This is a genomic window from Saccharopolyspora sp. ID03-671, from assembly GCF_045278815.1.
Classification (GTDB): domain Bacteria; phylum Actinomycetota; class Actinomycetes; order Mycobacteriales; family Pseudonocardiaceae; genus Saccharopolyspora; species Saccharopolyspora ipomoeae.
This window is the reverse complement of sequence record NZ_CP134054.1, coordinates 501973-528274: the sequence shown is the minus strand read 5'-3', so window position 1 is coordinate 528274 and position 26302 is coordinate 501973. Positions and strand designations below refer to the sequence as shown.

Genomic DNA, 26302 nt, shown 5'->3' with positions numbered 1-26302 from the left:
GACGGTTCCAGCAGTCACTTGATCGTGTGGGCGAGGAGAACATCCGGACTCCCTGATCGAGGAGCTCGTGGCGGAACCGCCTGGTAGAAAGCGATGGATGAACGTAGCACGAACGGTGCGCCTGATCTTCACCGCCGGGGCGGTCGAATCCGACACCCACGTCAACCTCTCCGCGGTGCGCACCGACGGCGAGCACCTGTGGATCGCCGGCGACGAGACCGCCACCGTCGAACGGCTCCGCTGCGATGACCCGGACCGGCCCGCCGAGTACCGCGAGCACGTCACCTTCCCGCTCGCCGACGTCGTCGACCTGCCCGGCGAGGCCGACGAGGAGGTCGACGTCGAGGGCATCTCCCGCAACGGCCCGTTCCTGTGGGTCGTGGGCTCGCACAGCGCCAAGCGGCGCAAGATCAAGCAGCACCACACCGACGCCAAGGCCGCCAAGCGGCTGGCCTCCGTCAGCGCCGAACCCAGCCGCCGCGTGCTCGCCCGCATCGCCCTGTCCGACGACGTGCCCGCCGAACGCACCCCCGAAGGCGCCCGCAGCGCCGCGCTGGGCAGGGGAGGGCTGATCGACCTGCTCGCCGACGACGACCACCTGGCCCCGTTCCTGGCCATCCCCGGCAAGGACAACGGCCTCGACGTCGAAGGCATCGCCGTGCACGGCGAACCCGGCCGCGAGCGCGTCTACCTCGGACTGCGCGGCCCCGTGCTGCGCGGCTGGGCCGTGGTGCTGCTGCTCGAACCCCGCGAGGACGACGGCGAACTGGAACTGCGCAAGATCGACGACGAGCGCTACGCGAAGATCTTCCTCGACCTCGACGGACTGGGCATTCGCGACATGTGCGTGCACGGCGACGACCTGCTGCTGCTCGCCGGACCCTCGATGGCCCTCGACGGCCCGGTCCGCGTCTACCGCTGGCCCGGCGCCGCCACCCTCGACACCGCCGACGTCGTGCACCGCGCCGAACTCCACCGCGAGCTCGACGTCCCCCACGGCGAGGGCGACGACCACGCCGAAGGGCTGGCGCTGCTGCCCTCCGGGGAGCTCCTCGTCGTCTACGACAGCCCCGCCGCCCACCGCCTGACCGAACCCGGCGTGGTCCTCGCCGACGCCCTCCCGCTCTAGCTCAGGCCGACGGTGCGACCAGGACGTGGAGGGTCCGGGGGCCGTGGACGCCCTCGACCCGGTTGAGCTCGATGTCGCTGGTGGCCGAGGGCCCGCTGATGAAGGTCGTGGGACGGGCCGGGTCCAGGCGGGCCAGGGCCGCCGGGACGTCGTCGGCGACCTGGGACTCGGCGACGACGCACACGTGCAGATCCGGCACCAGGGTCACCGCGCGGCGGCCCTGGCCCGGGCCGTGGTCCAGCACGATCGTGCCGGTCGAGGCGATGCCCACCGCGGCTGTGGTGATCACCGCGTCGACCTGCTCCAACGCCGTCGTCGACGCCCCGGGGTCGACGAGCTCGAACTCCTCGCCCAGCGCCGCGGACCACGCCTGTGGTGCCCCGTCCGGGACGAGCAGGCGGCGCGCGCCCGCGTCCCGGGCGATCCCGGCGATCCGGGAGACCACCTCATCGGCGGCAGCCCGGTCCACAGTGGCCTTGTAGTCGGCGACCGCCTCGCAGAACGCCGCCACCAGATCCGCTCGCGGGCGCGTGGACCGGTAGTCGCGCGGTACCGCCGACAGCGGTGTGCGCTCGGTGTCGCGCAGCGCTCGACGAACCCTGCCCAGCACCGCCTCGCGCGCCGAATCCGACTTCATCGCCCGTCCCCTTCCTCGCCGCGGGTGCGCTGCCACCACGAGCGGAACGACTCCTGCGCCGGGGCGGGTGCGTCCCGCGCGTCGGTCCACCCCGACAGCGGACCCGGCAGCCGGCCGATCGTGCCGCGCCGCCCGATCACCTTCCGGCTCCACGACGCCACCTTCTGCACCGCCGCCAACCGCTTGGCGTCGCCGAACACCCACGACGCCAAGCCCATCAGCGCGTCCATCGGCTTGTCCTTCGCCGAGTGCTCCTCGACCACGCGAGTCCGCAGGTGCACCAGGAGGTCCGGGATGTCGATGGCCACCGGGCACACGTCGTAGCACGCGCCGCACAACGACGACGCGTACGGCAACGACTTGTCCACTTCGGACGCCGTGCCGCGCAGCTGCGGCGTCAGCACCGCCCCGATCGGCCCCGGGTACACCGAGCCGTAGGCGTGACCACCCGTGCGCTCGTACACCGGGCACACGTTCAGGCACGCCGAGCAGCGGATGCAGCGCAACGCCTGGCGGCCCACCTCGTCGGCCAGCGCGTCGGTGCGCCCGTTGTCCAGCAGCACCACGTGGAACTCCTGCGGCCCGTCCCCGGCCGTGACGCCCGTCCAGGTCGAGGTGTAGGGGTTCATCCGCTCACCGGTGCTCGACCGCGGCAGCAGCTGCAGGAACACCTCCAGGTCCCGCCAGCTCGGCACCACCTTCTCGATGCCCACCACGCTGATCAGCGTCTCCGGCAGCGTCAGGCACATCCGCCCGTTGCCCTCGGACTCGACCACCACCAGCGTGCCGGAGTCGGCGACCGCGAAGTTCGCGCCCGAGACCGCGACCTTGGCCCGCAGGAACTTCTCCCGCAGGTGCCGCCGCGCCGCCTCGGCCAGCCGCGCGGGCTCGTCGGTGAGGTCCTCGGGAGCCGGGGTGCCGACGGCGCCCATCTCGCGGCGGAAGATCTCCCGGATCTCCGCGCGGTTGCGGTGGATCGCCGGAACCAGGATGTGGCTGGGCGTGTCGTGTCCCAACTGGACGATCAACTCGGCCAGATCGGTCTCCCACGCGTCGATCCCGGCCTCGGCCAGCGCCTCGTTGAGCTCGATCTCCTGCGTGGCCATCGACTTGACCTTCACGACCTCCCGCTCACCGGTCGCCCGGACGAGATCGGTGACGATCCGGTTGGCCTCCGCGGCGTCGCGGGCCCAGTGCACCGTGCCCCCGGCCTCGGTCACCGCGGTCTCGAACCGCTCCAGGTAGGTGTCCAGGTTGGACAGCGTGTGGGCCTTGATCGCCGCGCCCGCGTCGCGCAGCTGGGCCCAGTCGTCGAGCTCGCCGACCACGCCGGCGCGCTTGCGGCGGATCGTGGAGGTGGCGTTGGCCAGGTTGTGCCGCAGCTGCGAATCGGCCAGCTCGCGCTTGGCGGCGGTCGGGAACGAGGGCATGCCCAGGGGAGTGGCGCTCACCGCTGGTCTCCTTCCGTCGAGGCCAGGATCTCGGCCAGGTGCAGCACCCGGACGCCCGAGCGCTGCCGCGACAGCAGGCCCCCGATGTGCATCAGGCACGACGCGTCCCCGGCGCAGAGCACCTCCGCGCCGGTCTCGCGCACGTGCCGGGCCTTGTCGGCGCCCATCGCCACCGACACGTCGGGGTTCTTCAGCGCGAACGTGCCGCCGAACCCGCAGCACTGCTCGGAGGCGGGCAGCTCGACCAGGTCCAGCGAGCGCACCGCGCGCAGCAACCGCAGCGGGCGCTCGCCGACGCGCAGCAGCCGCGCCGAGTGGCAGGTGGGGTGGTAGGTGACGCGGTGCGGGAAGTAGGCGCCCACGTCGGTCACGCCCAGCACGTCCACCAGGAACTCCGAGAGCTCGTGCACCTTCGGCGCGGTGCGCTCCACCGCGCGGGTGAGCGCGCGGTCGCCGTCGGCGACCTGGGTGTGCTGGTGGCGCACCGAGGCCACGCACGAACCCGACGGCGCCACGACCGCGTCGTAGTCGGCGAAGGCCTCGACGAACGTCCGCACCGAGGAGCGGGCCTGCTTGCGGTAGCCGGTGTTGGTGTGCATCTGGCCGCAGCAGGTCTGCGCGGCCGGGAAGTCGACCTCGCACCCCAGCCGTTCCAGGAGCCGCACCGTCGCCTTCGGCGCCTCCGGGAACAGCGTGTCGCCGAGGCAGGTCGCGAACAGGGCCACCCTCATGCGCGCATCACCGGTTCCTCTCCGTCCTCGCCGGAATCCTCGCGCACCGAACGCCACGACACCCGACTTGTCGACCATTCTTTGGTCCGACCATAGACGGCACTTACCCTAGGGATCACGGACGGCGCGTGTAAAGGGGACCGAGTGAGCGGATTCGAAGCCGACGCGGGCGACGCCGACTGGCGTCCCGTCGCCCGCACCCGCACCTACGAGCTGGTCATCGACCGCGTCGAAGAGCAGATCGTCACCGGTGCGCTCAAGGTCGGTGACCGGCTTCCGGCCGAGCGCGACCTCGCCAAGATGCTCGGCGTCAGCCGCGCCGCGGTCCGCGAGGCGTTCCGCGCGCTGGAGGCCCAGGGCGTGCTGCGGATGGGCGTGGGAACCGGGCCCGACTCCGGCACGACGGTGGCCGCGCTGCCCAGCCAGGCGCTCACCCGGCTGCTGCGGTTGCACGTGGCGCTGGCCAACTTCCCCGTCGCCGACGTGGTGCGCGCCCGGCTCATGCTCGAACGCGAGAGCGCCCGGCACGCCGCCGCCCGCGCCCGGCCCGACGACCTGGCCAGGCTCGCCGAACTCCTCGACGAGATGGACTCACCCGACTGCGACCGGGCCCGGTTCAACGACCTCGACACCGAGTTCCACGTGCGCATCGCCGAAGCCGGCGGCAACCGCCTGGTCGCCGACATGACCATCGCGATCCGCGAGTCGATGCGCCGCCCGCTGCTGGCCGCCTTCGACGCCCTCGGCGACGACTGGGACCCCATCGCCGACGAACTCCGCGCCGACCACCGGGCGATCTACCAGGCCCTGCGCGACGGCGACGCCGAAGCCGCCGAGGAGCGCACCGCAGCCCACATCCGCTCCTTCTACCGCCACGGCTGGGCCCAGGAAGACCTGTGAACCTCTCTGGAGGATCACCTAGCGCGGCGGTGCGGGCGGCGGAACCCGAGTCGGGCTCCACCGCGCACCTCAGCGGGACCTAGCGCACCACGGCGCGGGACTGCGGCGAGACCGCCAGGTCCCCGGCGATGCGCCCGGCGGTGGCCAGCAGCGGGGGCAGCAGGTCGTTCTCGGCCGCTTCGCGGGTGGTGCGGCTGGCGTGCGAGGAGATGTTCACCGCCGCCACCGCCCGGCCGTAGCGGTCCCGGATCGGGGCCGCGATCGAGCGCAGCCCCGCCTCCAGCTCCTGGTCGACCAGCGCCCAGCCCTGCTCGCGGACCCGCGCCAGCTCCTCCTGCAGCGCCGCGCGCCCGGTGATCGTGTGCGGGCCCAACGGCGCGAGGTCGACCTGGTCGAGGTGGGCGCGCAGCCGGTCCTCGGGCAGGTCGGCCAGCATCACTCGGCCCATCGACGTCGCGTAGGCCGGGAAGCGGGTGCCGATGTTGATCGAGACCGTCATGATCCGCGACGTGGGAACCCGCGCCACGTAGACGATGTCGGTGCCGTCGAGCACCGACACCGACGCCGACTCGTGCACCTCCGAGACCAGGCCCTCCAGGTGGGGCTGGGCGATCTCGGGCAGCGACACGCTCGACAGGTACGAGAACCCCAGCTCCAGCACCCGCGGCGTCAGCGCGAACACCCGCCCGTCGGTCCACACGTAGCCCAGGCCGACCAGGGTGTGCAGGAACCGGCGGGCCGCCGCGCGCGACAGGTCCGTCGCGCGGGCGACCTCCGAGAGCGTCATCTCCGGGCTGGACTCGCTGAACGCGCGAATCACCGCAAGCCCCCGCGCCAGCGACTGCACGTAGCCGCTGCTGGTGTCGGACTCGGACTCCATCGATGATCCCCTCGTCGGCGGAACGGCCTCGGATGACTACTACCCCGGCTCTTCCTCGCTCAGGATCGTATTGGCGATGCCGAACGCGGTGTTGGCGCGGGGCACGCCCGCGTAGATCGCCACGTGCATCAGCACCTCCTTGATCCGCTCGGGCTCCAGGCCGTTGCGGCGGGCCGCGCGCACGTGCATCGCGAACTCGTCCTCGCAGCCGGTGGCGGCCAGGATCGCCAGCGTCAGCATGCTGCGGGTCGGCCGGTCGACGCCGTCGCCGGTCCACACCTCGCCCCACGCGTAGCGGGTGATGAAGTCCTGGAAGCCCTCGGTGAAGTCGGTCTTGCGGGCGTTGGCGCGGTCGACGTGCGCGTCGCCGAGCACCTCGCGCCGCACCGCCATGCCCGCGTCGTAGCGGCTCTCGTCGCTCACGCGGCACCCCCGAAGTGCTCCAGCAGCAACCGGTTCACGGCCTCCGGCTGCTCGGCGTTGGCCAGGTGCGCCGCGGGCGAGAGGACCTCGACCCGCGCCCCGGGCACACCGGCGGCGATGCGCTCGGCGTGCGACGGGGGAGTGGCCGGGTCCTCGGCACCGGCGATCACCAGCGTCGGCGCGGTGATCCCGGGCAGGCCGTCGAGGACGTCCATCTCGGCGATCGCCTCGCAGCAGCCCGCGTAGCCCTCCGGGTCGGCGCTGAGGATCATGTCGGTGAACTTCTCCCGGATCTCCGGGTTCCCGACCGCGGCGGGGGTGAACCAGCGCGGCAGCGACGAGTCGACCATCGCCGCCATGCCGTTCGCGCGCACCGTCGCCGCCCGCTCCGACCACGACGGGCCGCCCAGATCCGCCGAGGTGCACAGCAACGCCAGCGACGCGATGCGCTCCGGCGCGTTCTCGGCCAGCCACATCCCGGTCATGCCGCCCAGCGACACCCCGGCGAAGTGGGCACGCTCGACGCCCAGTCGGTCCAGCAGCTCCAGCGCGTCGCCGCCCAGGTCGGCCAGCGAGTACGGGCCCGGCTCGGCCTTCGTGCCGCCGTGCCCGCGCTGGTCGTAGCGCAGCACCCGGAAGTGCTCGCGCAGCGCGGGGACCTGCTCGTCCCACAGGCGCAGGTCGGTTCCCAGCGAGTTGGACAGCACCACCACCGGAGCCCCCTCGGGCCCGGTCAGCTCGTGGTTGACGTTCAACGCTCCTCCATTCCGGTGTGCGCGGCCAAAGCCCGATCGATGAATTCCGACGCCGACCCCAGGTAGTCGCTCGCCGAGGTCGCCGCGACCACGTCGTCCTCCGAGAGCACCTCGCGCACCCGGGGTTCGGCGAGGAGCTCCGCGCGCAGCGTGCTGCCGTTCCCGGTGGTGCGCCGGCACAGTTCGGCGACCAGCGCTTGCGCGTCGGTGCGGCCCAGCGCGCCCATGAGCCGCCCGGCGGCGTTCTCCGCGAGCACCAGCCCGCGGGTGAGGTCGAGGTTCTCGGCCATCCGGTCCGGGTGAACCTTCAGGCCCTCCAACAGCTCCCGCGTCCGCCGGGCCGCCGCTGCCGACAGGCGCAGCAGCTCGGTCAGCGGTTCCCACTCCGACTGCCAGGCCCCGGCCGCGCGCTCGTAGGACTGCGGCATCGCCGACAGCAGCGTCGCCACCAACCCCGGAACGCGTTGGGTCGCGGCCGTGATCAGCACCGACGTGGCGGGGTTCTGCTTGTGCGGCATGGCGGAGGACCCGCCGGGCCTGCCCTCGGTGAGCTCGCCGACCTCGGTCTGGGCGTGCAGCTCCACGTCCAGCGCGATCTTGCCCAGCACCCCGCACGCGGTGCCGAGTGCACCCGCCAGCTTGGCGATCCGGGCGCGGTCGGTGTGCCACGGCAGCACCGGCTCGGCCAGCCCCAACCGCTCGGCGACCCCGCCCAGCACCTCGGTGCCGCCGTCGCCCAGCGACGCCAACGTGCCCGCCGCGCCGCCGAACTGCACCGCCGGACGCACCCGCCGCAGCCCGGTGATCGCCTCGTCCAGCGAGGTCAGCCAGCCGGCGCAGCGCAGCCCGAACGTCGTCGGAAGCGCCTGCTGCAGCAGCGAACGCGCGATGAGCACCGTCCCGCGATGCTGATCGGCCAGCCTCGCGCACTCCCGCGCCGCCGCCAGCAGGTCCTCGACGACCAGCTCCAGCACGTCGCGCGCCAGCAGCATCGCCGCGGTGTCGATGACGTCCTGGCTGGTAGCGCCCCGGTGCACGTGCGGACGCGACCCCGGTCCGACCGCCGCCGCGAGGTCCTTGACCAGCGCGATGACCGGCGTCGCCGAGGCCACCGCGCGCTCGCCGATCGAGGCCGCGTCGAACAGCTCCGCGCGGCAGTGCGCCGCGATGTCCTCGGCCGCCTCGGGCGGCACGATCCCGGCCTTGGCCTGCGCCGCGGCGAGCGCCGACTCGAAGTCCAGCATCGCCTGCAGCCATGCCGCGTCGCCGGTGCGCTCGGTGGCCTCCGGAGTGCTGAACATCGAACCGAACACACCCGACTCCTTCGATCTCCTGTGGACTGACCGCCCCATCAGACCGCGAAGAACACCGTTTCGCCATCGCCCTGCAGGCGGACGTCGAACCGCAGCCCCTCCTCGTCGGTGACGCCCAGCAGCGTGTCGCGCCGCTCGGTCGGCACCGCCGTCAGCACCGGGTCGGCGTCGTTGGCCGCCTCGCCCGGGAAGTACACGCGGGTCACCACGCGGTTGAGCATGCCCCGGGCGAGCACGGTCACGTCGATGTGCGGTGCCTCGATCTCGCCGCCCGGGGTGGGCAGCGCACCGGGTTTGACCGTGCGGAACCAGAACCGGCCCTCGGTGTCGGTGGGGCAGCGGCCGAAGCCCTGCCAGCCCGAGGAGTCCGGGCGCGGGTCGTCGGGGTGGTCGAAACGGCCCTGCTCGTCGGCCTGCCAGATCTCGATCACCCCGTCCGGGACCGGATCGCCGCTTCCGTCGCGGAGAACGCCGTGCAGCACGAACGCGCCGTCGCGGTCGGCGGGCACGAGCTCGGGCCCGTCGTCCCACAGGATCCCGTCCGGCAGGGCGTAGAACGGGCCGACCGTCTGCGACGGGGTGGTGGCGGGAACGCCCATCAGTCGTCGTCCTCCTCTTCCTCGTCCTCGAACACGGTGGCCTGCGGGCCGCGCAGCACGATGTCCCACTTGAAGCTCAGCGCCCACTCGGGAACCGTGGAGTCCAGGTCGAACCGGGAGATCATCCGCTCGCGTGCCTTCTCGTCGCGCACCGAGTTGAAGATCGGGTCCTGGTAGAACAGCGGGTCGCCCGGGAAGTACATCTGCGTGATCAGCCGCTGCGTGAACGCCTGCCCGAACAGCGAGAAGTGGATGTGCGCTGGGCGCCACGCGTTGTCGTGGTTGCGCCACGGGTAGGCGCCGGGCTTGATGGTGATGAACCGGTAGTTGCCCTCGGCGTCGGTCATGCACCGCCCGGTGCCGGAGAAGTTCGGGTCCAGCGGAGCCGGGTGCCGGTCGCCCTGGTGCAGGTAGCGACCCGACGAGTTCGCCTGCCAGATCTCCACCAGCGTGTTCGGGATCGGCTTGCCCGCCGAGTCGAGGACCTTGCCGCTGACGATGATCCGCTCGCCCAGCGGCTCCCCGTCGTGCTGCGCGGTCAGGTCGTGGTCCTGCTCGCCGCACCGGTCCTGCCCCAGCAGCGGCCCCGTGACCTCGGTGAGGTTCTGCGGCAGGTACTGCAGCGGCTGCTTCGGATGCCGCAGCGCCGACGACCGGTACCCGGGGGAATCCAGCGGCGGGTGCGAACGGTCGTCGGGCAGGTACTCGGGCAGGATGAGACCGGAATCCGACCGAGTCTCATGAACAGTCATAAGTGGACTCCTTGAACTGAACCCGCGGCGGTGCCGGTTGCTTGCTTGGGGCAAAGAGGAAGCACCTTCGGTGCTTGCCTGACGGTTAAACCGTAGCTTTGAGGGCGCGCAGGACTTCCAGCTCGTTTTCACTGGGCGGATCCTGGGCGCCGAGGTCGTCCGAGACCTTGAGGTCCCAGCCCGCCGCTTCCTTGGCCTGCTCGACGGTGGAACCGGGGCTGAGCTCGGTGAGGGTGAGCTCGCAGGTGTCGGGATCCGGGCGCAGCACGCCGAGGTCGGTGATGACCTTGACCGGGCCCTTGCCGCGCAGGCCCAGCTCCTCGCGGTCGCCCTTGCCGGTGCCGTAGCCCAGCGAGGTCACGAAGTCCACGCGGTCGACGAAGCTGCGCGGGCTCATCCGCATCACGATCAGCACCTCGCGGCACGAGGCCGCGATCTCCGGGGCGCCGCCCGCGCCGGGCAGCCGCACCTTCGGGTTGCTGTAGTCGCCGCCGATGACGGTGGTGTTGATGTTGCCGAACTTGTCGACCTGCGCGCCGCCGAGGAAGCCGATGTCGATGCGGCCCGGCTGCAACCAGTAGTTGAAGATCTCCGGCACGCTGATCACCGAGTCCGCGGTGTCGGCCAGCACGCCGTCACCGATGGACAGCGGCAGCCGGTCGGGCTTGGCGCCCAGGGTGCCCGACTCGTAAATCAGCACCAGGTTCGGGGCGTGGGTGCGGCGCGCCAGGTTGGCCGCGGTGCTGGGCAATCCGATACCCACGAAGCACTTCGCGCCGTCCTCCAGCGATCGGGCCGCCCCGACCGTCATCATCTCGTCGGAGGTGAACTCCAGGCTCATCGCGCGCTCCTCTCCGCACCGCGGACCTCGGTGGCCAGCCACTGCTCGAACCGCTCGCGGTCCCGGCCGATCGGATCCCACTCCTGGTAGTAGCTGTTGTCGCGTTCGTAGTAGCCCTGCGCGTACGAGGGGTGCGCGCCGCGCGGCACCTCGGCGACGGCGGTGACCGCCCACTGCGGCAGCACCACGGCGCCCGGCACCGGTTCGAGCTCGTCGACGATCTCCTCCACGGTCGCCAGCGACCGCGCCGAGGCCAGCACCGTCTCCTTCTGCACGCCGGTGATGCCCCACATCTGCACGTTGCCCGCCCGGTCGGCGCGCTGCGCGTGGATGATGCCCACGTCCGGGTTCACCGCCGGGACGGCGGTGAGGCGCTCGCCGGTGAACGGGCACTCGATCGGCTTGATCGTCTCGGTCTGGGCGGGCAGGTCGGTGCCGGTGTAGCCGCGCAGCACGGCGAACGGCAGCCCGGAGGCCCCGGCGGCGTAGCGGTTGGCCATGCCGGCGTGGCTGTGCTCTTCGATCTCCAGGGGCACCGGCCAGGAGTTCTGGATGGCGTCCCGGAAGCGGTGCAGCGAGCCGACGCCGGGGTTGCCGCCCCAGGAGAAGATCAGCTTGCGCGCGCATCCGGCGCCGATCATCTGGTCGTAGACGATGTCCGGCGTCATGCGGATCAGCGTCAGGTCCTTGCGGCCTTGCCGGATGATCTCGTGTCCGGCGGCGACCGGGATGAGATGCGTGAAGCCCTCCAGCGCGACCGTGTCGCCGTCGTGGACGAGCTCCGCGACGGCCTCGCGAAGGCTCAGGATGCGTGCCACCCCGACCACCCCTTGTTGTGCGCATAGTGAACAGATGTGCTTCATGCGAACGATAGGGGAGATGCGAGGTCCCGGTCAAGAGAGGTCGTGCCTGGTCGACGCGCGGTGGAGGGGTCAGAGATCGCCGGACGGGGGCAGCCCCTCTGCGGGCAGTCCGAGCACGTCCACGGCCGCCTCGGCGGCGCAGGTGGCCTGCAGGTAGCCGGTCTCGCCCCAGGCCAGCAGGTCGCCGGCCTTGCTCGGGTGGACCAGCAGGCGCCGGTAGGTGCGGCCGCTGTCCGGGTCCGGCGCGGGCGGGTAGGCGCACGAGATCAGCGCGGCCATCCGGACCTGGGCGTAGGGGGAGATGCCGTCGTCGACGCGCTGGTACCCGAGGTAGTGCGGGTCGTCGATGTCGACGGTGACCTCTTCCATCGCCTCGCGGCGCAGGATGTCGGCGTAGGCGACCTCGCCCGGCTCCGGCCGACCGCCGGGCAGCGTGTGCTTGCTGCCGTCGAGGCGGATCAGCAGCCTGCCGTCGGGGACGAACAGGAACCCGTACACCTGCCGCACCGCCAGGCCCGCCGGAACGGGGTCGGTGTGCCAGGAGAACTTGGGCATCGGTGCGGGTCCCTTCGCCATCGAGTCAGAAAAGATCACTTTACCGGAGAGCGGCCTGACCGCACCGGCTTTCGGCGGGGCGTTTCCGCTGCGCACGGCTTTCGATTCGGACATTCGGGATGGATCCAGATGTGTGAGCTGGTTCACAAGCGGATGTCGGGTTGCTACACCTGATCGGCCGTATCCGCTCCACCCAGGAGGCACCGTGGCCATCCAGGACCGAGAGATACCGGAAGCAGGGGCCGTCGCCCGCGAACTGCCGAGCAAGTTCCTCCCCCCGGCCAGGTACCGGGACCTGCCCGAGCCGCGCCGGTTCCGGCAGATCTTCGGCGCCAGCATCATCCTCACCGCCACCGCGATCGGCTCCGGTGAGTTCGTGCTGTGGCCCTACATCACCAGCCAGGTCGGTCTCGTTCTCATGTGGACCGCCGTGCTCGGGTTCTTCATGCAGTACATCCTCAACATGGAGATCGAGCGGTACACGCTGGCCACCGGCGAGACCGCGGTCACCGGCTTCACCAGGATCTGGCCGCCGCTGGGCGTGCTGATCACCGTCATCGCGATCATCCCCAACCTCTGGCCGGGCTGGGCGACCGGCGCGGCGACGATCGTGACCTACGTGGCGGGCGCCGGAGCGCCGGTGCCGATCGCGATCGTGGCGATGGTGGCGATCGGCTCCGCGCTCACGCTGTCCAAAGTGGTCTACCGGACCGTGGAGCGCGTCGAGATGGTGCTGGTGGGCGGCATCGCGGTGTTCCTGGTGGTGGCGCTGTTCGTCGGCACCGGCCTGTCGGACTGGGCCGCCTTCGGCGCCAGCTTCGCCAGCGTGGGCCAGCTGCCGCCGATGGAGGAGGTCGGCGGCGTTGCCGCGCTGCTGGGCGCGATCGCCTTCGCCGGAGCCGGTGGCGGCAACAACCTGGTGCAGAGCAACTGGGTGCGCGACAAGCAGATGGGCATGGGGCAGTTCATGCCTCGGGTGACCTCGCCGTTCACCGGCGAGGAGGCCGCCGCGGCCGGGACCGGGCACATGTTCCTCGACAGCGACGACAACCGGCGCCGCTGGAAGGGCTGGTGGAAGGTCGCCAACGTCGAGCAGTTCGGCACCTTCTTCGTGCTCGGCTGCGGAACCCTGGTGATCATGTCGGTGCTGGCCTACGCCACGGTGTTCGGCCACCCGCTGCCCGAGGACGACTTCGACTTCATCAAGGCCGAGGGCGAGATCTTCGGGCAGAACTTCGGCCTCTGGTTCCAGATGGCGTTCTGGTGCGCCGGTGCGATCGCGCTGTTCTCCACCCAGCTGGGCATCATGGACTGGGTGAGCCGGTTGACCGCCGACACCGTCAAGGTCACGTTCTTCCGCGACAGCACCAAGGTCACCGAGAGCCGCATCTACTTCGCGGTGATCTGGACGATGATCATCGCCGGGTCGGCGATCCTGCTGTCGGGCACCGAGGAACCGCTCGCGCTGATCCTGATCTCCTCGTCGGCGGGCGGCGTGGTGATGTTCCTGTACTCGATGCTGCTGATCGTCATCAACCGCCGGTTCCTGCCCCGCGTCATCCGCCTCGGAGGCTGGCGCCTGGTGATGATGGGCGTGGCGGTGGTCTTCTACGGCTACTTCTCCATCGCCCTGCTCGTCGACCAGTTCTAGTTCGGCTCCAGCACCACCCAGACCTGGCCGGCCGCCACGGGCAGTGGTGCGCCGGCCTGGTCTGCGTAGGTGGTCGGGGATTCGGGGGAGGGTCGGTTCCAGGTGCCCGCGTAGCTCTTGCCGTCGCGCAGCACGATCGCCTGGCCGCTGCCGATCGTCTCGGCGACCGGGGAGGTGTTGCCCGCCGCGTCGCGCACCACCGAATCGTGGGTGCGGACCTTCTGGACGATCACCGTGGACACGCCCAGGCGTCCGCTGTTGACCGCGGCGTAGGGCTCGCCGTCCATCGAGATCATCCAGCGGCGGTTGTCGTGGTTGAAGAAGAACCCGGCGGTGGCCGCCGTGTAGTGGACCTCGTAGCGCTCGGTGGGCGCGCCCCCGGCGGGCGCGTCGCCGACGAGCGGGCGGGAGGCGCCCGACCAGGGCTGCCCGGGCGGGAGCTTGGTGGAGTCGACGAACAGGTTGTGCGGCACCGGGCGGGAATCGTCGCGGGAGTACGCGTCGGGCACGCGCGCGTCGGAGGCGTCGGTGAGCGGGGCCGCGTCGATCGTCGGCAGCACCTCGGGTGCGGCGCCGGAGTAGGCCAGGGTGGGGCGGCCGTACTGCGGCAGGATCTCGGCGTCGGTCTCGCGGGCGCTGCGCACCGGGCCGATGGTGGTGGGCTTGTGGGTGGCGAACAGGGCCAGGATGCGGCTCAGCCCGCCTTCGACGGGTTCGAGGTAGACCACGTCGGCGGCTTCCAGGCCCACCGGCGGGCGGCCCTCTGCGGCGTTGTCGATCTTGACGGCGACCACCGGCGGCCCGTCCGGCGCTCCCGCGCCGCCCTGCTGGTCGGAGGTGACGCCGCCGCCCTGCTGCGGTGGTGCCGGTGCCGGTTCGCACGCGCTGATGCCCGCGAGCGCGAGCGCGGCCAGTGCGGCGGAGAACGTGCGTGAGCGGATGCGCATGATGCCGCGAACTCCTTCCCCCCGCAGCTCAGACTACGTATCTGGAAAGAATTCGCATTTCGATCGAGGTCGTGGGCGTCGAGCGGGGCGCGATCCGGAATAAGTTAGTCTTGCTAATGGTTGTTCGAGTCAACCGTCTCCGGGTCCGGCGCACGGGAACCCCCGTGCCGAGAAGAAGGAGGTTCCTTGACCGAGCCACAGCCACCCTCGACGGTGCGCACGCTGGTCAACACCCTGTGGTTCCCCGCGTTCTTCATCTGCGGGTTCATGCTCTGCTACCTGCTGCCGCTGCACGCCCCGAAACCCCACGACATGCCGGTGGTCGTCGTCGGCGACCAGGCCGCGCACCAGCTCGCCACCACCTTCGAGGCGGCGATGCCCGGGGGCTTCGACGTCACGGCGGTCCCCGACGAAGCCGGTGCGCGCGAGGCCATCACCCAGCGCGAGGCCGTCGCCGGGTACGACCCCGACAACGGTGAGCTGCTCTACGCCAAGGCCAACGGGTCGGCGCTGATGATGATCCTGCAGCAGATCTTCACCCCCGTGGCCTCGGCCACCGGACACCACCTGGTCCTCACCGATCTCGCGCCCTCCGCGCCCGGCGACGTCATGGGCACCGGCCTGCTGTACTGCCTGCTGGCGATGAACATCCCGCCCTACGTCACGGTGATGATGCTGCTGCGCGCCGAACTGCGCACCCGCCAGAAGCTCGCCGCGCTCGTCGGCGTCGGCGCCTTCGCGGCCGTCGTCTGCTACAGCGCCGCCCTGGCGATGGGCGTGATCTACAACCGGCCGCTGCTGCTGCTCGTCGGCTTCCTGCTCACCCAGGCCGTCGGCTGGACCACCTTCGGGCTGGTGCCCTTCGTCAAGCAGTTCCTGCCCGGCGTGGCGATGGGGACCTTCGTGCTGCTGAGCATGCCCTCCTCCGGCGGCGCGATCCCGAAGGAGCTGGTGCCGCCGTTCTTCCAGGCGCTGCACGGGTTCCTGCCGCTGGGCCAGGCCGTCGACGCGATGCGCGGCATCCTCTACTTCGACGGCGTCGGAGCCCCGCGCGGCATCATCGGCCTGTGCTGCTGGTACGCGCTGGGCATCGCCCTGGTCGTCGGTCACCGGCTGTGGGTGCGGCGCAAGGGCGAGGGCGACCCGGCCGCCGTCACCTCGGCGGGCACCTACGAGCACGAGGACGACGGTGACGTCGTCGTCGACCCGGTGCTGGAAGCGCCGAAACCACGCAAGCACCGGACGCTCTCGGGTACCGTCCGCGACGACGACGGAACCCCGGTTCCCGGCGCGATCCTGACCATCACCGACCAGTCCGGGCTGCAGCTGGCCCGGCTGGTGACCTCCACCGACGGCGAGTACGAGGTCCACGACCTGCCCGAGGGCTTCGCGACCGTCGTCGTGTCCGCCCAGGGCAGGCGACCGGCCGTGGACCGCGTGCCCGTCCGCAGCTGGCGCTCCGGTGACCAGGACTTCGTGCTGAGCACCGAACGACTGGCCGCGAGGAGGTAGGCACGTGTGGGACTGGCGCTGGGGCTACGGAGGCGGCTGGGGATTCTGACGCCCGGCCCTGCATCATGGAGCGCATGAGCAACGAGCGAGTCGCGGTGGTGACCGGAGCCGGAACCGGGCTGGGGCGGGTGATCGCCCGAGCCCTGCTCGCCGAGGGCTACCGGGTGGCGCTGGCCGGGCGCCGCCCCGAACCCCTCGCCGAGACCGCGGGCGAGTCCACCGCGGCCCGCGCGATCCCCACCGACGTCACCGACGCCGACTCGGTGGCCGCCCTGTTCGACACCGTCCGGCAGGAGTGGGGACGCGTCGACCTGCTGGTCAACAACGCCGGCACCTTCGGGCCAGCCGGTGACGTCGGCGAACTCGCGCCCGACGACTTCGACGCCGTCGTGCGGGCGAACCTCACCGGCTCGTTCCTGTGCGCGCACCACGCGTTCCGGATCATGGCCGAGCAGGCACCGCGCGGCGGGCGGATCATCAACAACGGATCGATCTCGGCCCACGCGCCCCGGCCGCGCAGCGTCGCCTACACCACCACCAAACACGCGATCACCGGGCTCACCAAGTCGATCTCGCTGGACGGCCGGGCGCACGACATCGCCTGCGGTCAGATCGACATCGGCAACGCGGCCACCGACATGACCTCCGGCATCGCCACCGGCGCCACCCAGGCCGACGGCTCGGTGAGCCCCGAACCGACCTTCGACCCCCGGCACGTCGCCGACGCCGTCCTCTACATGGCCGGTCTCCCGCTGGAGGCCAACGTCCAGTTCATGACCATCACCGCGACCACCATGCCGTTCATCGGACGTGGCTGAGAACGCGCAGTTCTCATGAAAACCTCACCACCCCCGAAGACCGGGGACGGGGAGGTTTTCATGAAAACTTCCCCTCTCCTGGTGAGGGAGGTTTCCGACGAGAACTCCCTCCCCACCGGAAATTCGACGATTCAGCGGAAACGTCGGGTTCTCTGGGGGAGGGAGGTTTTCATGAGAACTGCGCGCCTCACGAGTCGGCCCAGGACTTGGCGAGGAGGTCGTAGGAGCGGACTCGGTCCGCGTGGTCGTGGGTGATGGTGGTGATGACGAGTTCGTCGGCGTCCGTGACGCGTCGCAGGGTCGCGAGCCGGTCGGCGACGTCGTCCGGGGTGCCGACGAACTGGGTGGCCAGCCGGTCGGCGACGACGTCGCGGGCTTCGTCGTCCCACTCGAACTCGGCGGCCTCGGCGGGGGAGGGGAACGGGATCGCGCCCGCGCCCGCGCGGATGCTGTGCACCCACATGCCGTAGGGGGAGGCCAGTTCGCGGGCGCGCTCGGTCGTGTCGGCCACCACGACGTCCGCCGAGACCACCACGTGCGGCCGGTCCAGGTGGGCCGAGGGCCGGAAGTGCTCGCGGTAGGCCTCCACGGTCTCCAGCACCGTCGACGGCGTGATGTGGTAGCTCGCCGCGAACGGGATCCCCAATTCCCCTGCGGTGACGGCGCTCTCGCCGCCGCTGGAGGCCAGGACCCACATCTGCAGGTCGGCGCCCTCGGCCGGGTTGGCGCGCACCGGCTCCCCGTCCGGCCCGGGGAACCCGCCTTCCAGGAACCACCGCACCCGCTGGACCTGCTCCCGGTAGGTGAGCTCCTCGGCCGGGGCGCCGACGAGCTCGGCCTGCCGGCGCAGGCGGGCCGCGTACTTCTCCGACCGCGCCACGGCGCGCGGTTTCGCCGGCACCACCAGGCCGTCGACCGTGCTGCCCTCGTGCTCGACCGGGGCGGTCAGCCGCTCGGTGAGCTCCTGGGTGCGCTTCTTGCCCGACCGGCCCACGCCCAGGTCCACCCGCCCCGGGTGCAGCTGCGCGAGCGTGCCGAACTGCTCGGCGACGGTCAACGGCGAGTGCTGCCCCAGCAGCACCGCGGCCGAGCCGACCCGGATCGTGCTGGTGACACCGGCGATCGCGGTCAGCAGCACCGCCGGAGCCGCCGAGGCGACACCCGGCGTGAGGTGGTGTTCGGCGATCCAGTACCGGCGGTAGCCGAACTCCTCGGTGCGGCGCGCGAGGTCGAGCGTGTTGCGCAGGGCATCGGCTGCGGTCTGCCCGGAGACGATGGGCGAGAGGTCCAGGACCGACAGGGGGACTGGCATCGAAGCCTCCGGGGCTCTAGGGAACGGGTGGCAGACCGAGGTTCTCGCGCAGCGTCGTCCCCGGGTACTCGGTTCGGTAGACGCCGCGCTCCTGCAGCAGCGGCACGACGCGATCGGCGAAGTCGTCCAGTCCGCCCGGTGTCAGGTGCGGTACGAGGATGAACCCGTCGGAGGCGTCCTCCTGCACGAACCGGTTCATCTCCTCGGCCACCGTCGACGGGCTGCCGATGAACGACTGCCGCGCCGTGACCTCGATGATCAGCTCCCGGATCGAGAGCTTCTCGGCCTCGGCGAGCTCGCGCCAGCCGCGGGCGGTGGCCAGCCGGTCGCCGAACATGCGGGTGCTGGCCCGGCCCTGGGTGATGGCGTCGCCGTCGACGACCGGGTCGAACTCCGGCAGCGGGCCGTCCGGGTCGAGCTCGCTGAGGTCGGTGTTCCACAGCTGCTCCAGGAACGAGATCGCGGTCGGGCCGCTGACCTGCTGCTTGCGGATGATCGCCGCCTGCTCCTGGGCGTCGGCATCGGTGTCGCCGACGACCACCGAGGTCGCCGGGAACACCAGCAGCTCCTCGCGGTCGCGGCCGTGCGCGGCCAGCCGGGACTTGACGTCGGCGTAGAAGTCCTTGCCCGCCTGCAACGTCGAGTGCCGGGTGAAGATCGCGTCCGCCGCCGAGGCCGCGAACTCCCGCCCGGCCTCGGATCCCCGGCCTGGAAGATCACCGGCCTTCCCTGCGGGCTGCGCGGCACGGTGAACCGGCCGCGGATGTCGAAGTGCGCGTCGGAGTGCTCGAACTCCCCGGCGCGCGGATCGGACAGGAACGCACCGGAGTCCTTGTCGGCGAGGATCTCGTCGCCGCGCCACGAGTCGAACAGCTCCGTCGCGGTCTCCAGGAAACGCCGCGCGCGCTCGTAGCGCTGGTCCTCCGGCAGGAACCCGCCCCGCCGGAAGTTCTCGCCGGTGAACGCGTCCCACGACGTCACCACGTTCCACGCCGCCCGTCCCGCCGAGAGGTGGTCGAGGCTGGCGAACTGGCGCGCCACCTCGTAGGGCTCGTTGAACGTGGAGTTGATGGTGCCCGCCAGCCCCAGCCGGTCGGTCGTCCCGGCCAACGCCGCCAGCACCGTGAACGTGTCCGGCCGTCCCACGACGTCGAGGTCGTGGATGCGTCCGGCGTGCTCGCGCAGCCGCAGGCCCTCGGCGAGGAACAGGAAGTCGAACCGCGCCCGCTCGGCGGTGTCGGCGAGGTGGGTGAACGAGGAGAACTCGATCTGGCTCAGCGAGCGCGGATCGCTCCACACCGTAGTGTTGTTGACGCCGGGGAAGTGCGCGGCGAGATGGATCTGCTTGGTCACGGCGTGCCTCCAGCGCTCGCGTAGCGGTTGACCGGCCGGGCCAGCCCCAGCCGGTCGCGCAGCGTCCCGGCGTCGTAGCCGGTGCGGAACACCCCGCGCCGCTGCAGCTCCGGCACCAGTTCGTCGGTGATGGCGGCCAGGTCGACGGGAAGCTCACCCGGGTGCAGCCGGAACCCCGTCACGCCGCGTTCGGCCAGCTCCGCCAGCAGGTCGGCCAAATCCCGCGCGTCGCCGACGAACTCGGGCAGGTCCGATGTGGACGGATCGAGCGAGTCGAGACGTGCCTTGCGCTCCGCGGCGTCGGTTCCCAGGTGGACCACCAGGTCCCCGAAGACGTGCAGCGCACCGGCCAGGGCCACCGCCCGGTCCGCGGCGCCCGGGTCGGGCAGCGGGGTGAACACCACGTCGGCGGAGCGGCGGGCGAAGCCGAACCCGGCCTCGTCCGAGGCGGTCGCGGTCACCAGCGGCTGCCCCTGCGGCGGGCGGGGCGTGATCGACGGGCCCTTGACGCTGAACCACTCGCCCCGGAAGTCGATGTGGTGCAGCTTGTCCCGGTCGATGAACCGGCCGGTGGCCACGTCGCGGATCTCCGCGTCGTCCTCCCAGGAGTCCCACAACCGGCGCACCACCTCCACGTGATCGGCGGCCTCGTCGAGCAGCCGATCCGGCTCGATCGCGCGGCGACCGAAGTGCGCGTTGTCCCCGGCGCTCGCGCTGACCTGCGGCAACCAGCCGGCCCGGCCGCCGGAGACGTAGTCCAGCGTCGCGATCGCCTTGGAGATGTGGAACGGCTCGGTGTGGGTCACCACGGCGACCGGGACCAGCCCGACGTGCCGGGTCCGGGGCGCGACGCGCGCCGCGATCAGCCCGGCGTCGAGCCGGCCGCGCACCCGGTCGGTGCGCTCGTCGGGGCCGTCCGGGTCGCTGGACTGCGGGCCCAGCGAGTCGGCGAACGTGACGAGGTCCAGCAACCCGGACTCGGCGCGCGAAACCAGGTCCAGCCAGTACCCGGCGGTGAACAGGTCCTCGGGTCTGGCCTGCGCGGACCGCCACGAGGCCGGGTGCGCGCCGGTCCCGTCGAGGGCCACGGCCAGATGCCACTGCGTGGGTTGAACCATCCTCGTGTCCTCCCTGCGCCTGCTGCGCGGGTCGAGGGGTGGGAACGCCGCTGCGATGCGGTTGGGGAATCACCGCTCGGCCCGGGCACGAGACCGGGCGACGAGCGGAGAACGGGGGGAGGAGCGGCCGGAACTCGCCCGTCAGCGGGGACAGGCGGCGGCGATGACCCGGAGCAGGTCGATGTGGTCGCGCGTGACCAATCGCAGCCGGAGAGCCATGCCTCCCAAGCTAGAACCGCGCCTCGACCCCGTCAACGCGGTCCGAGATGTGGGCACCGGCCGGAAAACGGCGGTGTTCCGCGACCGGAATGCGGCCGTATTCCGTTGTCGGAGAACTCCCGTATTCCGGTCCCGGAGAACTGCCGTGTTCCGGTCCCGGAGGACTGCCGTGTTGCGGGAGTTTCAGCGCAAGGTGATGCGGATGTCGTCGGTGCGGTGGGGGAGGACGTGGCCGATGACCGGGGAACCGGGGACCTCGCCCACGACGAGCAGGCCGCCGGAGGTCTGGGCGTCGGCGAGGAGGAACAGGTCCTCGGCGCTGGTGCCGCCCGGGTCTAGGTGCGGGCGGCACCAGTCGAGGTTGCGGCGGGTGCCTCCGCTGATGAAGCCGTCGCGGACCGCTTCCCGCGCGCCGTCGAGGACCGGGACGGCCGCCACGTCGATCTCCGCGGACGTGCCGGAGGCGCGCATCGTCTTGAACAGGTGCCCCAGCAGGCCGAAACCGGTGACGTCGGTGGCGCACACCGCTCCCGCCCGCAGCGCGGCGCGGGAGGCGTCGCGGTTGAGCTCGGTCATCACCGCCACCGCGTGATCGAAGCGCTGCCCGGTCCGCTTGTGCCGGGTGTTGAGCACCCCGACCCCCAGCGGCTTGGTCAACGACAGCGGCAGACCCGGCCGCGCCGCGTCGTTGCGCAGCATCCGGGCCGGATCGACCAGGCCGGTCACCGCCAGCCCGTACTTCGGCTCGGGATCGTCCACGCTGTGCCCGCCGCCGAGGTGGCACCCGGCGCTGGCGGCGACGTCGGTGCCGCCGCGCAGCACCTCACCGGCCAGCTCGAACGGCAGCACCTCCCGGGGCCAGCCCAGCAGATTGACCCCGAGCACCGGCGTGCCGCCCATCGCGTAGACGTCCGAGAGCGCGTTGGCCGCCGCGATCCGGCCCCAGTCGTAGGGGTCGTCGACCACGGGCGTGAAGAAGTCGGTGGTCACCACGATCCCGGTGCCCTCGTCGGTGCACACCACCGCCGCGTCGTCCCCGGTGTCCGTGCCGACCAGCAGCTTGGCGTTCGGCTCGGGCACGTCCGGCACGAGGGAACCGACGACGTCCTCCAGCTCGCCCGGTGGGATCTTGCAGGCGCACCCGCCGCCGTGCGCGTACTGCGTCAGCCGGTAGCCGCCCATCGAACTCGTCCTCGCGGTCGGTGGCAGAGGTCTTTGGCGGAGACGGACGGGAATCGAACCCGCCGCGTCGAGTTGCTCGGCGCCAACGGCTTTGAAGGCCGCGGGGGTCACCAGACCCCGAACGTCTCCGCCGCCCACTGTAGGAGAACGGGCCCGGCTCCACAGATCAGGAGCTCACCGACTCCGGTAGCCCGAACCGGGCGAAGTCGACGTCGAAGAAGCACACCACGTGCCTGACCCGCTCGTCGTCGAGTTCCAGGACGTGCAGTTGAAAGGGGCGGAACACGTCGTCGTCGCAGCGGCTGTAGACGCCGTAGGCGAGCTGGCCGTTGGCGCGGGTCGGTCGCAGCCGCAACCCGTCCGGACCCGCCGGGCACTGCCGCGCGGTGAGCTGCGCGATCAGCTCACCTCCCCGCACCCACAGCTCGAACGGCGGCATCTCCCACACCGCCTCGGCGGTGAACAGGCCCACGATCGCGTCCACGTCCTTGGCCTCGAACGCCGCGACGTAGCGCTCCAGCAGCTGCTCCTGCTCGGCGGTCAGCGGCTGCGGGCGGTCGTCCTCGGAGGGGGCGGCGTCGGCGAGCTGGGCGCGGGCGCGCTGCAGGACGCTGTTGACCGCGGCCGTGGAGATGTGCAGCGCGTCGGCGACCTCGGCGGCGCGCCACTTGAGCACGTCGCGCAGGATCAGCACCGCCCGCTGCCGCGCGGGCAGGTGCTGCAGGGCCGCGATGAACGCCAACCGCGTGCTCTCCCGCAGCCCCACGATCGAGGCGGGGTCGGTGGCCTGGTCAGCGATCATCCCGTCCGGGATCGGCTGCAGCCACGGCACCTCGCCGGACTCGACGACCTTCTCCCGAGGCACCTCGTCGGCCGGTGCGCCCAGGCCGCTGGGCAGCGGCCGCCGCTTGCGGCCCTCCAGCGCGGTCAGGCAGGTGGTGGTCGCGATCTTGTAGAGCCAGGTGCGCAGCGAGCTGCGGCCCTCGAAGCCGGCGTAGGAGCGCCAGGCCTTCAGGTAGGTCTCCTGCACGAGGTCCTCGGCGTCCTGCAACGACCCGAGCATCCGGTAGCAGTGCGCGAGCAGCTCGCGGCGGTACGAGTCCGCCTGCGCGACGAAGTCATCGGTTGGCGCGGTCGTCGTGACTGGCATGGCGGTGGCCCTTCGGTGAGAGGTGGCCCGACCCGATGCCGAAGACCGTAGCGCGCTGCTCCGACAAGGAGGTCAGCTCCGACCTTCGCGCCAATAGCCCATGAACGCCACCGAGCGCTTCGGGATGCCGTGCTCGTCGACGAGCAGCCGCCGCAGGCGCTTGATCACCGCGGCCTCGCCCGCGAGGAACCCGTAGATCGAGCCGGTGGAGTCCTCCGGGACCTCCCACAGCACGCCGGTGTCGACATCGACGTCCTCCAGCGCGCTGTCCCGCGAGCCGGAGGACTCCGCCGGGCACAGCTCGTTCAGCGCCGCGGCGACGCCCTCGCCGAGCAGCTTGCCGTGCGGCGCGCCGGTGCGCGCGTACCAGCGCACCCGCACCCCGGCCGGGCACGCCCACTCCTGCCGGTCGTCCTCCTCGGGGACCTCCACGCACACCACGCCGCGCGCGTCGGCGGGAAGCGACTCGACGATGGCCGCCAGCGCGGGCACCGCGGTCTCGTCGCCGGCCAGCACGAGGCGGTCGGCCGAGTCCGGCGGAGCCCACTCGCAGCCCCACATCCGCCCGGTGCCCGGGCGGTCCGGGGCGAACAGGCCGATGACCTGGCCGGGCCGCGCTCCGGCGGCGAAGGTGGAGGCCGGTCCGGCGTGGCCGTCGTCCAGGCCGTGCAGCACGAAGTCGACGTCGACCTCGCAGGACTCTGGCCGGTAGTCGCGGACGGTGTAGGTGCGCAGGTCCGGGCGGACGTCCTCGGGCAGGTCCAGCCAGCGCGGGTACCAGTCGTCGCCCTCGGGGAAGTCGTCGAGCGCGCGGCCGGGCTTGGGCAGCACGATCTTGATGCGCTGGTCGTGACCGCCGAAGCCGAACCCGGACAGGCAGGCGCCGCCGAAGGTGATCCGCACGAAGCTCGGGCCGAGCCGAAGCACGCGGGCGACCTCCACGGGGAACAGGCGGTAGCCCGGCTTGGCCTGCTCCGTTCGCCCGTTGCGCGTCCCTGTCATCCGAAACCTCCCGATCGTGGTGCTAGGTTAGCCTAGCCTTAGAACAATGGGAGGTCGACCTTGCGTCACACGATCAGGGCCGCTGCGGTGATCGCGGCATCCTTGGCTGCCGTCGGCACGCTGTCCGCGTGCGGACCCTCGCAGCCCGAGCAGACCGGCACCGGCTGGTCCTACACCGATGATCGCGGCACCACGGTCACCCGCCCCGAACGTCCGCAGCAGATCGTCGCCCAGGTCTCCTCCGCCGCCGCGCTGCAGGACTTCGGCGTGCAGGTCGCCGGAACGTTCGGTCCGCTGGTGCGCGACGACGGCTCCGTCGAACCCGAAGCCGCCGGTCTCGACCCCGCGAAGGTCACCGACGTCACCGGCGCCGGCTACGGCGAGATCAACCTGGAGCGGCTCACCGCGCTGCAGCCCGACCTGCTGGTCAGCGGCAAGTACGCGGAGTACCCCGGGCTCTGGCACCTCGTGGAGGACCAGGAGAAGAAGGTCGCCGAGATCGTGCCGACCCTCGGCGTGCAGCAGTCGGGCATCGCGCTGCCGGAGGCGATCGGCAAGTACCGGGAGCTCGCCCGCGCGTTGGGCGCCGACGTCGACTCGCCGAAGGTGAAGGCCGACGAGCAGGCGTTCCACTCCGCCGCCGAACGGCTGCGCGGAATCGGCGCCCGGATGAAGGCCGAGGGCCGGTCGATCCTGGCGATCGGCGGCACGAAGGAGGAGTTCTTCGTCGTCGTGCCCGGCCGCAACCCCGACCTGGACTACTACGTCACAGAGCTCGGCCTGCCGATCACCACGCCGAACAACCCCGACCAGGCCAGCGGCGGCTACTACGAGCGGCTGTCCTGGGAGAAGGCCAACGCCTACCCGGGCGACATCATGCTGTGGGACGCCCGCTCGGTGTCGATGACCCCGGAGCAGATGATGCAGAACCCGGTCTTCGCCAACACGCCCGCGGCCGCGGCCGGGCGCTTCGCGGAGTGGGACGCGGTCGCCCCGATGAGCCACGCGAGCTACGCCAAGATCATGAACGAGCTCGCCGACCAGCTGGAGTCCCGCCTCGCGGCGTGAGGTGGTTCGAGCAGTCCGCTTCGTCCGGACGGTGAGGACGAAAAACCGCCCTGCTCCTGGAGTTCCAGGGGCAGGGCGGTTGCGCGGAACCGCGGGTCAGCTGCCGAGGCCGCGGACGTCGGCGAGGAGTTCCAGCGAGCGGAGCCAGGCGGCGCGGTCGACCGCGGAGGAGACGATCATCAGCTCGTCGGCCTGGGCCTGCTTGGCGAAGCCGTCCAGGTACTCGTCGACCTGTTCGGGGGTGCCGACGGCGCTGTAGCGGGCCATCGACTGGACCTGGCGGCCGGCGGGGGAGGCCAGCAGGGCGTCGATCTCCTCGGTGCTGAGCTTGCGGCCCTGGGCCAGCATCCGGCCCGCGCGGTAGCGCTTGGCCTCCAGCAGCTGCTCCTCGGCGTAGTCGGTGGTGTCGGCGGCGATCACGTTCACCCCGGCGATCACGTAGGGCTCCGACAGCTGCGCCGAGGGCTTGAACTCCTTGCGGTAGTGCGAGGTGGCCGCTTCCAGCGCGTCCGGGGCGAAGTGCGAGGCGAACGCGTACGGCAGGCCCAGCAGGGCCGCCAGCTGTGCGCCGAACATCGACGAACCCAGCACGTACAGCGGAACGTTCGTGCCGTAGCCCGGGGTGGCGTTGACACCGGCGACGCGGGACTCACCGGCCAGGTAACCCTGCAGCTCCAGCACGTCCTGCGGGAACGAGTCGGCCGAGGTGGGGTCGCGGCGCAGCGCGCGCATCGTGCGCTGGTCGCTGCCGGGCGCGCGGCCCAGACCGAGGTCGATGCGGCCCGGGAACAGGGTTTCGAGGGTGCCGAACTGCTCGGCGATCGTCAGCGGGGAGTGGTTCGGCAGCATGATGCCGCCCGCGCCCAGCCGGATCGAACTGGTCTGCGCCGCCACGTGACCGATCAGCACGCTCGTCGCCGACGAGGCGATGGTGGGCATGTTGTGGTGCTCGGCGTACCAGATGCGGTGATAGCCCCAGCGTTCCGCGCGCTGGGCCATGTCCACGCTCGCGGTGAAGCTGTCCGCGGCGGTCTCCCCATCGCCGATGTGCGCCAGGTCGAGAACGGAGAGAGCCACAGTCACGGCAGGATCAGCCTTTCCACACGAGAACACCGCGGGACACCACGTCCCGGCCTTTCCG

Annotated in this window: 25 protein-coding genes, 1 tRNA gene and 1 pseudogene; 6 read left to right on the top strand and 21 right to left on the bottom strand. The window is 71.5% G+C overall.

Annotated elements, in window-relative coordinates; genetic code table 11:
• Positions 1 to 97 precede the first annotated feature (97 nt).
• On the top strand, positions 98 to 1129 hold the full coding sequence (locus tag REH65_RS02575; protein WP_406691090.1) for a DUF3616 domain-containing protein: 1032 nt from the start codon (positions 98 to 100) through the stop codon (positions 1127 to 1129).
• 1 nt (position 1130) lies between these two features.
• On the opposite strand, the gene REH65_RS02570 is transcribed toward REH65_RS02575, so the two are convergent.
• Genes REH65_RS02570 through REH65_RS02560 form a run of 3 tightly spaced genes read right to left on the bottom strand, consistent with a single transcriptional unit; the run spans position 1131 to position 3948 of the window.
• The gene (locus REH65_RS02570) at positions 1131 to 1766 is read right to left on the bottom strand and encodes a lactate utilization protein C (protein ID WP_406691089.1); all 636 of its coding nucleotides are present in this window, start codon (positions 1764 to 1766) and stop codon (positions 1131 to 1133) included.
• Positions 1763 to 3196, bottom strand: coding sequence for a LutB/LldF family L-lactate oxidation iron-sulfur protein (locus tag REH65_RS02565; protein WP_406693069.1), 1434 nt, complete (start codon positions 3194 to 3196; stop codon positions 1763 to 1765). Before REH65_RS02565 ends, REH65_RS02570 begins: the two co-directional genes overlap by 4 nt.
• Before the next feature lie 17 nt (positions 3197 to 3213).
• Positions 3214 to 3948, bottom strand: coding sequence for a (Fe-S)-binding protein (locus REH65_RS02560; protein WP_281454473.1), 735 nt, complete (start codon positions 3946 to 3948; stop codon positions 3214 to 3216).
• A 144-nt stretch (positions 3949 to 4092) separates the two neighbouring features.
• Here REH65_RS02560 and REH65_RS02555 point away from each other — a divergent pair, with 144 nt between their 5' ends.
• A complete protein-coding gene (locus tag REH65_RS02555; protein ID WP_406691088.1) occupies positions 4093 to 4848 on the top strand; it encodes a FadR/GntR family transcriptional regulator in 756 nt (251 codons plus the stop codon).
• Positions 4849 to 4927: 79 nt separating this feature from the next.
• Here REH65_RS02555 and REH65_RS02550 read toward each other — a convergent pair whose 3' ends face one another.
• The 9 genes from REH65_RS02550 to REH65_RS02510 form a co-directional block, all read right to left on the bottom strand.
• Positions 4928 to 5728 (bottom strand): IclR family transcriptional regulator, encoded by an 801-nt coding sequence (locus REH65_RS02550; RefSeq protein WP_406691087.1) that lies wholly within the window; start codon positions 5726 to 5728, stop codon positions 4928 to 4930.
• 39 nt (positions 5729 to 5767) lie between these two features.
• Positions 5768 to 6151, bottom strand: coding sequence for a 4-carboxymuconolactone decarboxylase (gene pcaC / locus REH65_RS02545; protein ID WP_281454470.1), 384 nt, complete (start codon positions 6149 to 6151; stop codon positions 5768 to 5770).
• Positions 6148 to 6906: a 3-oxoadipate enol-lactonase gene (gene pcaD, locus REH65_RS02540; protein ID WP_406691086.1), complete on the bottom strand. Its 759-nt coding sequence runs from the start codon at positions 6904 to 6906 to the stop codon at positions 6148 to 6150. The genes pcaC and pcaD overlap by 4 nt, the downstream gene beginning before the upstream one ends.
• On the bottom strand, positions 6903 to 8219 hold the full coding sequence (gene pcaB / locus REH65_RS02535; RefSeq protein ID WP_406691085.1) for a 3-carboxy-cis,cis-muconate cycloisomerase: 1317 nt from the start codon (positions 8217 to 8219) through the stop codon (positions 6903 to 6905). The genes pcaD and pcaB overlap by 4 nt, the downstream gene beginning before the upstream one ends.
• Positions 8220 to 8257: 38 nt before the next feature.
• Positions 8258 to 8818 (bottom strand): protocatechuate 3,4-dioxygenase subunit alpha, encoded by a 561-nt coding sequence (pcaG, locus tag REH65_RS02530; protein WP_406691084.1) that lies wholly within the window; start codon positions 8816 to 8818, stop codon positions 8258 to 8260.
• On the bottom strand, positions 8818 to 9570 hold the full coding sequence (gene pcaH / locus REH65_RS02525) for a protocatechuate 3,4-dioxygenase subunit beta (RefSeq protein WP_406691083.1): 753 nt from the start codon (positions 9568 to 9570) through the stop codon (positions 8818 to 8820). Before pcaH ends, pcaG begins: the two co-directional genes overlap by 1 nt.
• A gap of 85 nt (positions 9571 to 9655) precedes the next feature.
• Positions 9656 to 10411 carry a CoA-transferase subunit beta gene (locus REH65_RS02520; protein WP_406691082.1) on the bottom strand — a complete coding sequence of 252 codons (756 nt, stop codon included), beginning with the start codon at positions 10409 to 10411 and terminating at the stop codon, positions 9656 to 9658.
• Positions 10408 to 11229, bottom strand: coding sequence for a CoA transferase subunit A (locus REH65_RS02515; protein ID WP_281454464.1), 822 nt, complete (start codon positions 11227 to 11229; stop codon positions 10408 to 10410). The genes REH65_RS02520 and REH65_RS02515 overlap by 4 nt, the downstream gene beginning before the upstream one ends.
• 114 nt (positions 11230 to 11343) lie before the next feature.
• Positions 11344 to 11850, bottom strand: coding sequence for an NUDIX domain-containing protein (locus tag REH65_RS02510; RefSeq protein ID WP_406691081.1), 507 nt, complete (start codon positions 11848 to 11850; stop codon positions 11344 to 11346).
• Positions 11851 to 12034: 184 nt separating this feature from the next.
• Here REH65_RS02510 and REH65_RS02505 point away from each other — a divergent pair, with 184 nt between their 5' ends.
• Positions 12035 to 13480 carry an Nramp family divalent metal transporter gene (locus REH65_RS02505; RefSeq protein ID WP_406691080.1) on the top strand — a complete coding sequence of 482 codons (1446 nt, stop codon included), beginning with the start codon at positions 12035 to 12037 and terminating at the stop codon, positions 13478 to 13480.
• Here REH65_RS02505 and REH65_RS02500 read toward each other — a convergent pair.
• Positions 13477 to 14427: a DUF3048 domain-containing protein gene (locus tag REH65_RS02500; RefSeq protein WP_406691079.1), complete on the bottom strand. Its 951-nt coding sequence runs from the start codon at positions 14425 to 14427 to the stop codon at positions 13477 to 13479. The two genes, REH65_RS02505 and REH65_RS02500, sit on opposite strands and share 4 nt — an antisense overlap.
• A 186-nt stretch (positions 14428 to 14613) precedes the next feature.
• On the opposite strand from REH65_RS02500, the gene REH65_RS02495 reads away from it, so the two are divergent.
• Complete coding sequence (locus tag REH65_RS02495) at positions 14614 to 15939, top strand: carboxypeptidase regulatory-like domain-containing protein (RefSeq protein WP_406691078.1); 1326 nt, start codon at positions 14614 to 14616, stop codon at positions 15937 to 15939.
• Positions 15940 to 16013: 74 nt separating this feature from the next.
• The gene (locus tag REH65_RS02490; RefSeq protein WP_406691077.1) at positions 16014 to 16757 is read left to right on the top strand and encodes an SDR family oxidoreductase; all 744 of its coding nucleotides are present in this window, start codon (positions 16014 to 16016) and stop codon (positions 16755 to 16757) included.
• A 187-nt stretch (positions 16758 to 16944) separates the two neighbouring features.
• Here the strand turns inward: REH65_RS02490 and REH65_RS02485 are convergent, their stop codons facing one another.
• The 7 genes and pseudogenes from REH65_RS02485 to REH65_RS02455 all read right to left on the bottom strand — a co-directional run bounded on the left by REH65_RS02485 (position 16945) and on the right by REH65_RS02455 (position 24093).
• A complete protein-coding gene (locus REH65_RS02485; RefSeq protein WP_406691076.1) occupies positions 16945 to 18069 on the bottom strand; it encodes an MsnO8 family LLM class oxidoreductase in 1125 nt (374 codons plus the stop codon).
• 16 nt (positions 18070 to 18085) lie between these two features.
• Positions 18086 to 19422 (bottom strand): annotated as a pseudogene (locus tag REH65_RS02480) (NtaA/DmoA family FMN-dependent monooxygenase).
• Positions 19419 to 20540 carry an LLM class flavin-dependent oxidoreductase gene (locus REH65_RS02475; RefSeq protein ID WP_406691075.1) on the bottom strand — a complete coding sequence of 374 codons (1122 nt, stop codon included), beginning with the start codon at positions 20538 to 20540 and terminating at the stop codon, positions 19419 to 19421. The pseudogene REH65_RS02480 and the gene REH65_RS02475 overlap by 4 nt, the downstream one beginning before the upstream one ends.
• A 402-nt stretch (positions 20541 to 20942) precedes the next feature.
• Complete coding sequence (gene selD, locus REH65_RS02470; protein ID WP_406691074.1) at positions 20943 to 21941, bottom strand: selenide, water dikinase SelD; 999 nt, start codon at positions 21939 to 21941, stop codon at positions 20943 to 20945.
• A 34-nt stretch (positions 21942 to 21975) separates the two neighbouring features.
• Positions 21976 to 22070: transfer RNA gene (locus REH65_RS02465), tRNA-Sec, on the bottom strand.
• Positions 22071 to 22107: 37 nt separating this feature from the next.
• Positions 22108 to 23091, bottom strand: a complete 984-nt coding sequence (locus REH65_RS02460) for a sigma-70 family RNA polymerase sigma factor (protein ID WP_406691073.1) — start codon at positions 23089 to 23091, stop codon at positions 22108 to 22110.
• A 72-nt stretch (positions 23092 to 23163) separates the two neighbouring features.
• Positions 23164 to 24093 (bottom strand): siderophore-interacting protein, encoded by a 930-nt coding sequence (locus tag REH65_RS02455; RefSeq protein ID WP_406691072.1) that lies wholly within the window; start codon positions 24091 to 24093, stop codon positions 23164 to 23166.
• 87 nt (positions 24094 to 24180) lie between these two features.
• Between REH65_RS02455 and REH65_RS02450 the strand changes: the two genes are divergently transcribed.
• Complete coding sequence (locus REH65_RS02450) at positions 24181 to 25161, top strand: ABC transporter substrate-binding protein (protein ID WP_406691071.1); 981 nt, start codon at positions 24181 to 24183, stop codon at positions 25159 to 25161.
• 96 nt (positions 25162 to 25257) lie between these two features.
• Here REH65_RS02450 and REH65_RS02445 read toward each other — a convergent pair whose 3' ends face one another.
• Positions 25258 to 26244 carry an LLM class flavin-dependent oxidoreductase gene (locus REH65_RS02445; protein WP_406691070.1) on the bottom strand — a complete coding sequence of 329 codons (987 nt, stop codon included), beginning with the start codon at positions 26242 to 26244 and terminating at the stop codon, positions 25258 to 25260.
• Between the last annotated feature and the right edge of the window lie 58 nt (positions 26245 to 26302).

Excerpts from the sequence above, each read along its gene's own strand:
- REH65_RS02500 (WP_406691079.1), bottom strand. The coding sequence starts at position 14,427 with ATGCGCATCCGCTCACGCACGTTCTCCGCCGCACTGGCCGCGCTCGCG.
- REH65_RS02565 (WP_406693069.1), bottom strand. The coding sequence starts at position 3,196 with ATGCCCTCGTTCCCGACCGCCGCCAAGCGCGAGCTGGCCGATTCGCAG.
- pcaH (WP_406691083.1), bottom strand. The coding sequence starts at position 9,570 with ATGACTGTTCATGAGACTCGGTCGGATTCCGGTCTCATCCTGCCCGAG.
- REH65_RS02570 (WP_406691089.1), bottom strand. The coding sequence starts at position 1,766 with ATGAAGTCGGATTCGGCGCGCGAGGCGGTGCTGGGCAGGGTTCGTCGA.
- REH65_RS02475 (WP_406691075.1), bottom strand. The coding sequence starts at position 20,540 with ATGGTTCAACCCACGCAGTGGCATCTGGCCGTGGCCCTCGACGGGACC.
- REH65_RS02460 (WP_406691073.1), bottom strand. The coding sequence starts at position 23,091 with ATGCCAGTCACGACGACCGCGCCAACCGATGACTTCGTCGCGCAGGCG.
- REH65_RS02455 (WP_406691072.1), bottom strand. The coding sequence starts at position 24,093 with ATGACAGGGACGCGCAACGGGCGAACGGAGCAGGCCAAGCCGGGCTAC.
- selD (WP_406691074.1), bottom strand. The coding sequence starts at position 21,941 with ATGGGCGGCTACCGGCTGACGCAGTACGCGCACGGCGGCGGGTGCGCC.
- REH65_RS02575 (WP_406691090.1), top strand. The coding sequence starts at position 98 with ATGAACGTAGCACGAACGGTGCGCCTGATCTTCACCGCCGGGGCGGTC.
- REH65_RS02510 (WP_406691081.1), bottom strand. The coding sequence starts at position 11,850 with ATGGCGAAGGGACCCGCACCGATGCCCAAGTTCTCCTGGCACACCGAC.
- REH65_RS02485 (WP_406691076.1), bottom strand. The coding sequence starts at position 18,069 with ATGCCAGTCCCCCTGTCGGTCCTGGACCTCTCGCCCATCGTCTCCGGG.
- pcaG (WP_406691084.1), bottom strand. The coding sequence starts at position 8,818 with ATGGGCGTTCCCGCCACCACCCCGTCGCAGACGGTCGGCCCGTTCTAC.
- REH65_RS02520 (WP_406691082.1), bottom strand. The coding sequence starts at position 10,411 with ATGAGCCTGGAGTTCACCTCCGACGAGATGATGACGGTCGGGGCGGCC.
- REH65_RS02490 (WP_406691077.1), top strand. The coding sequence starts at position 16,014 with ATGAGCAACGAGCGAGTCGCGGTGGTGACCGGAGCCGGAACCGGGCTG.
- REH65_RS02560 (WP_281454473.1), bottom strand. The coding sequence starts at position 3,948 with ATGAGGGTGGCCCTGTTCGCGACCTGCCTCGGCGACACGCTGTTCCCG.
- REH65_RS02550 (WP_406691087.1), bottom strand. The coding sequence starts at position 5,728 with ATGGAGTCCGAGTCCGACACCAGCAGCGGCTACGTGCAGTCGCTGGCG.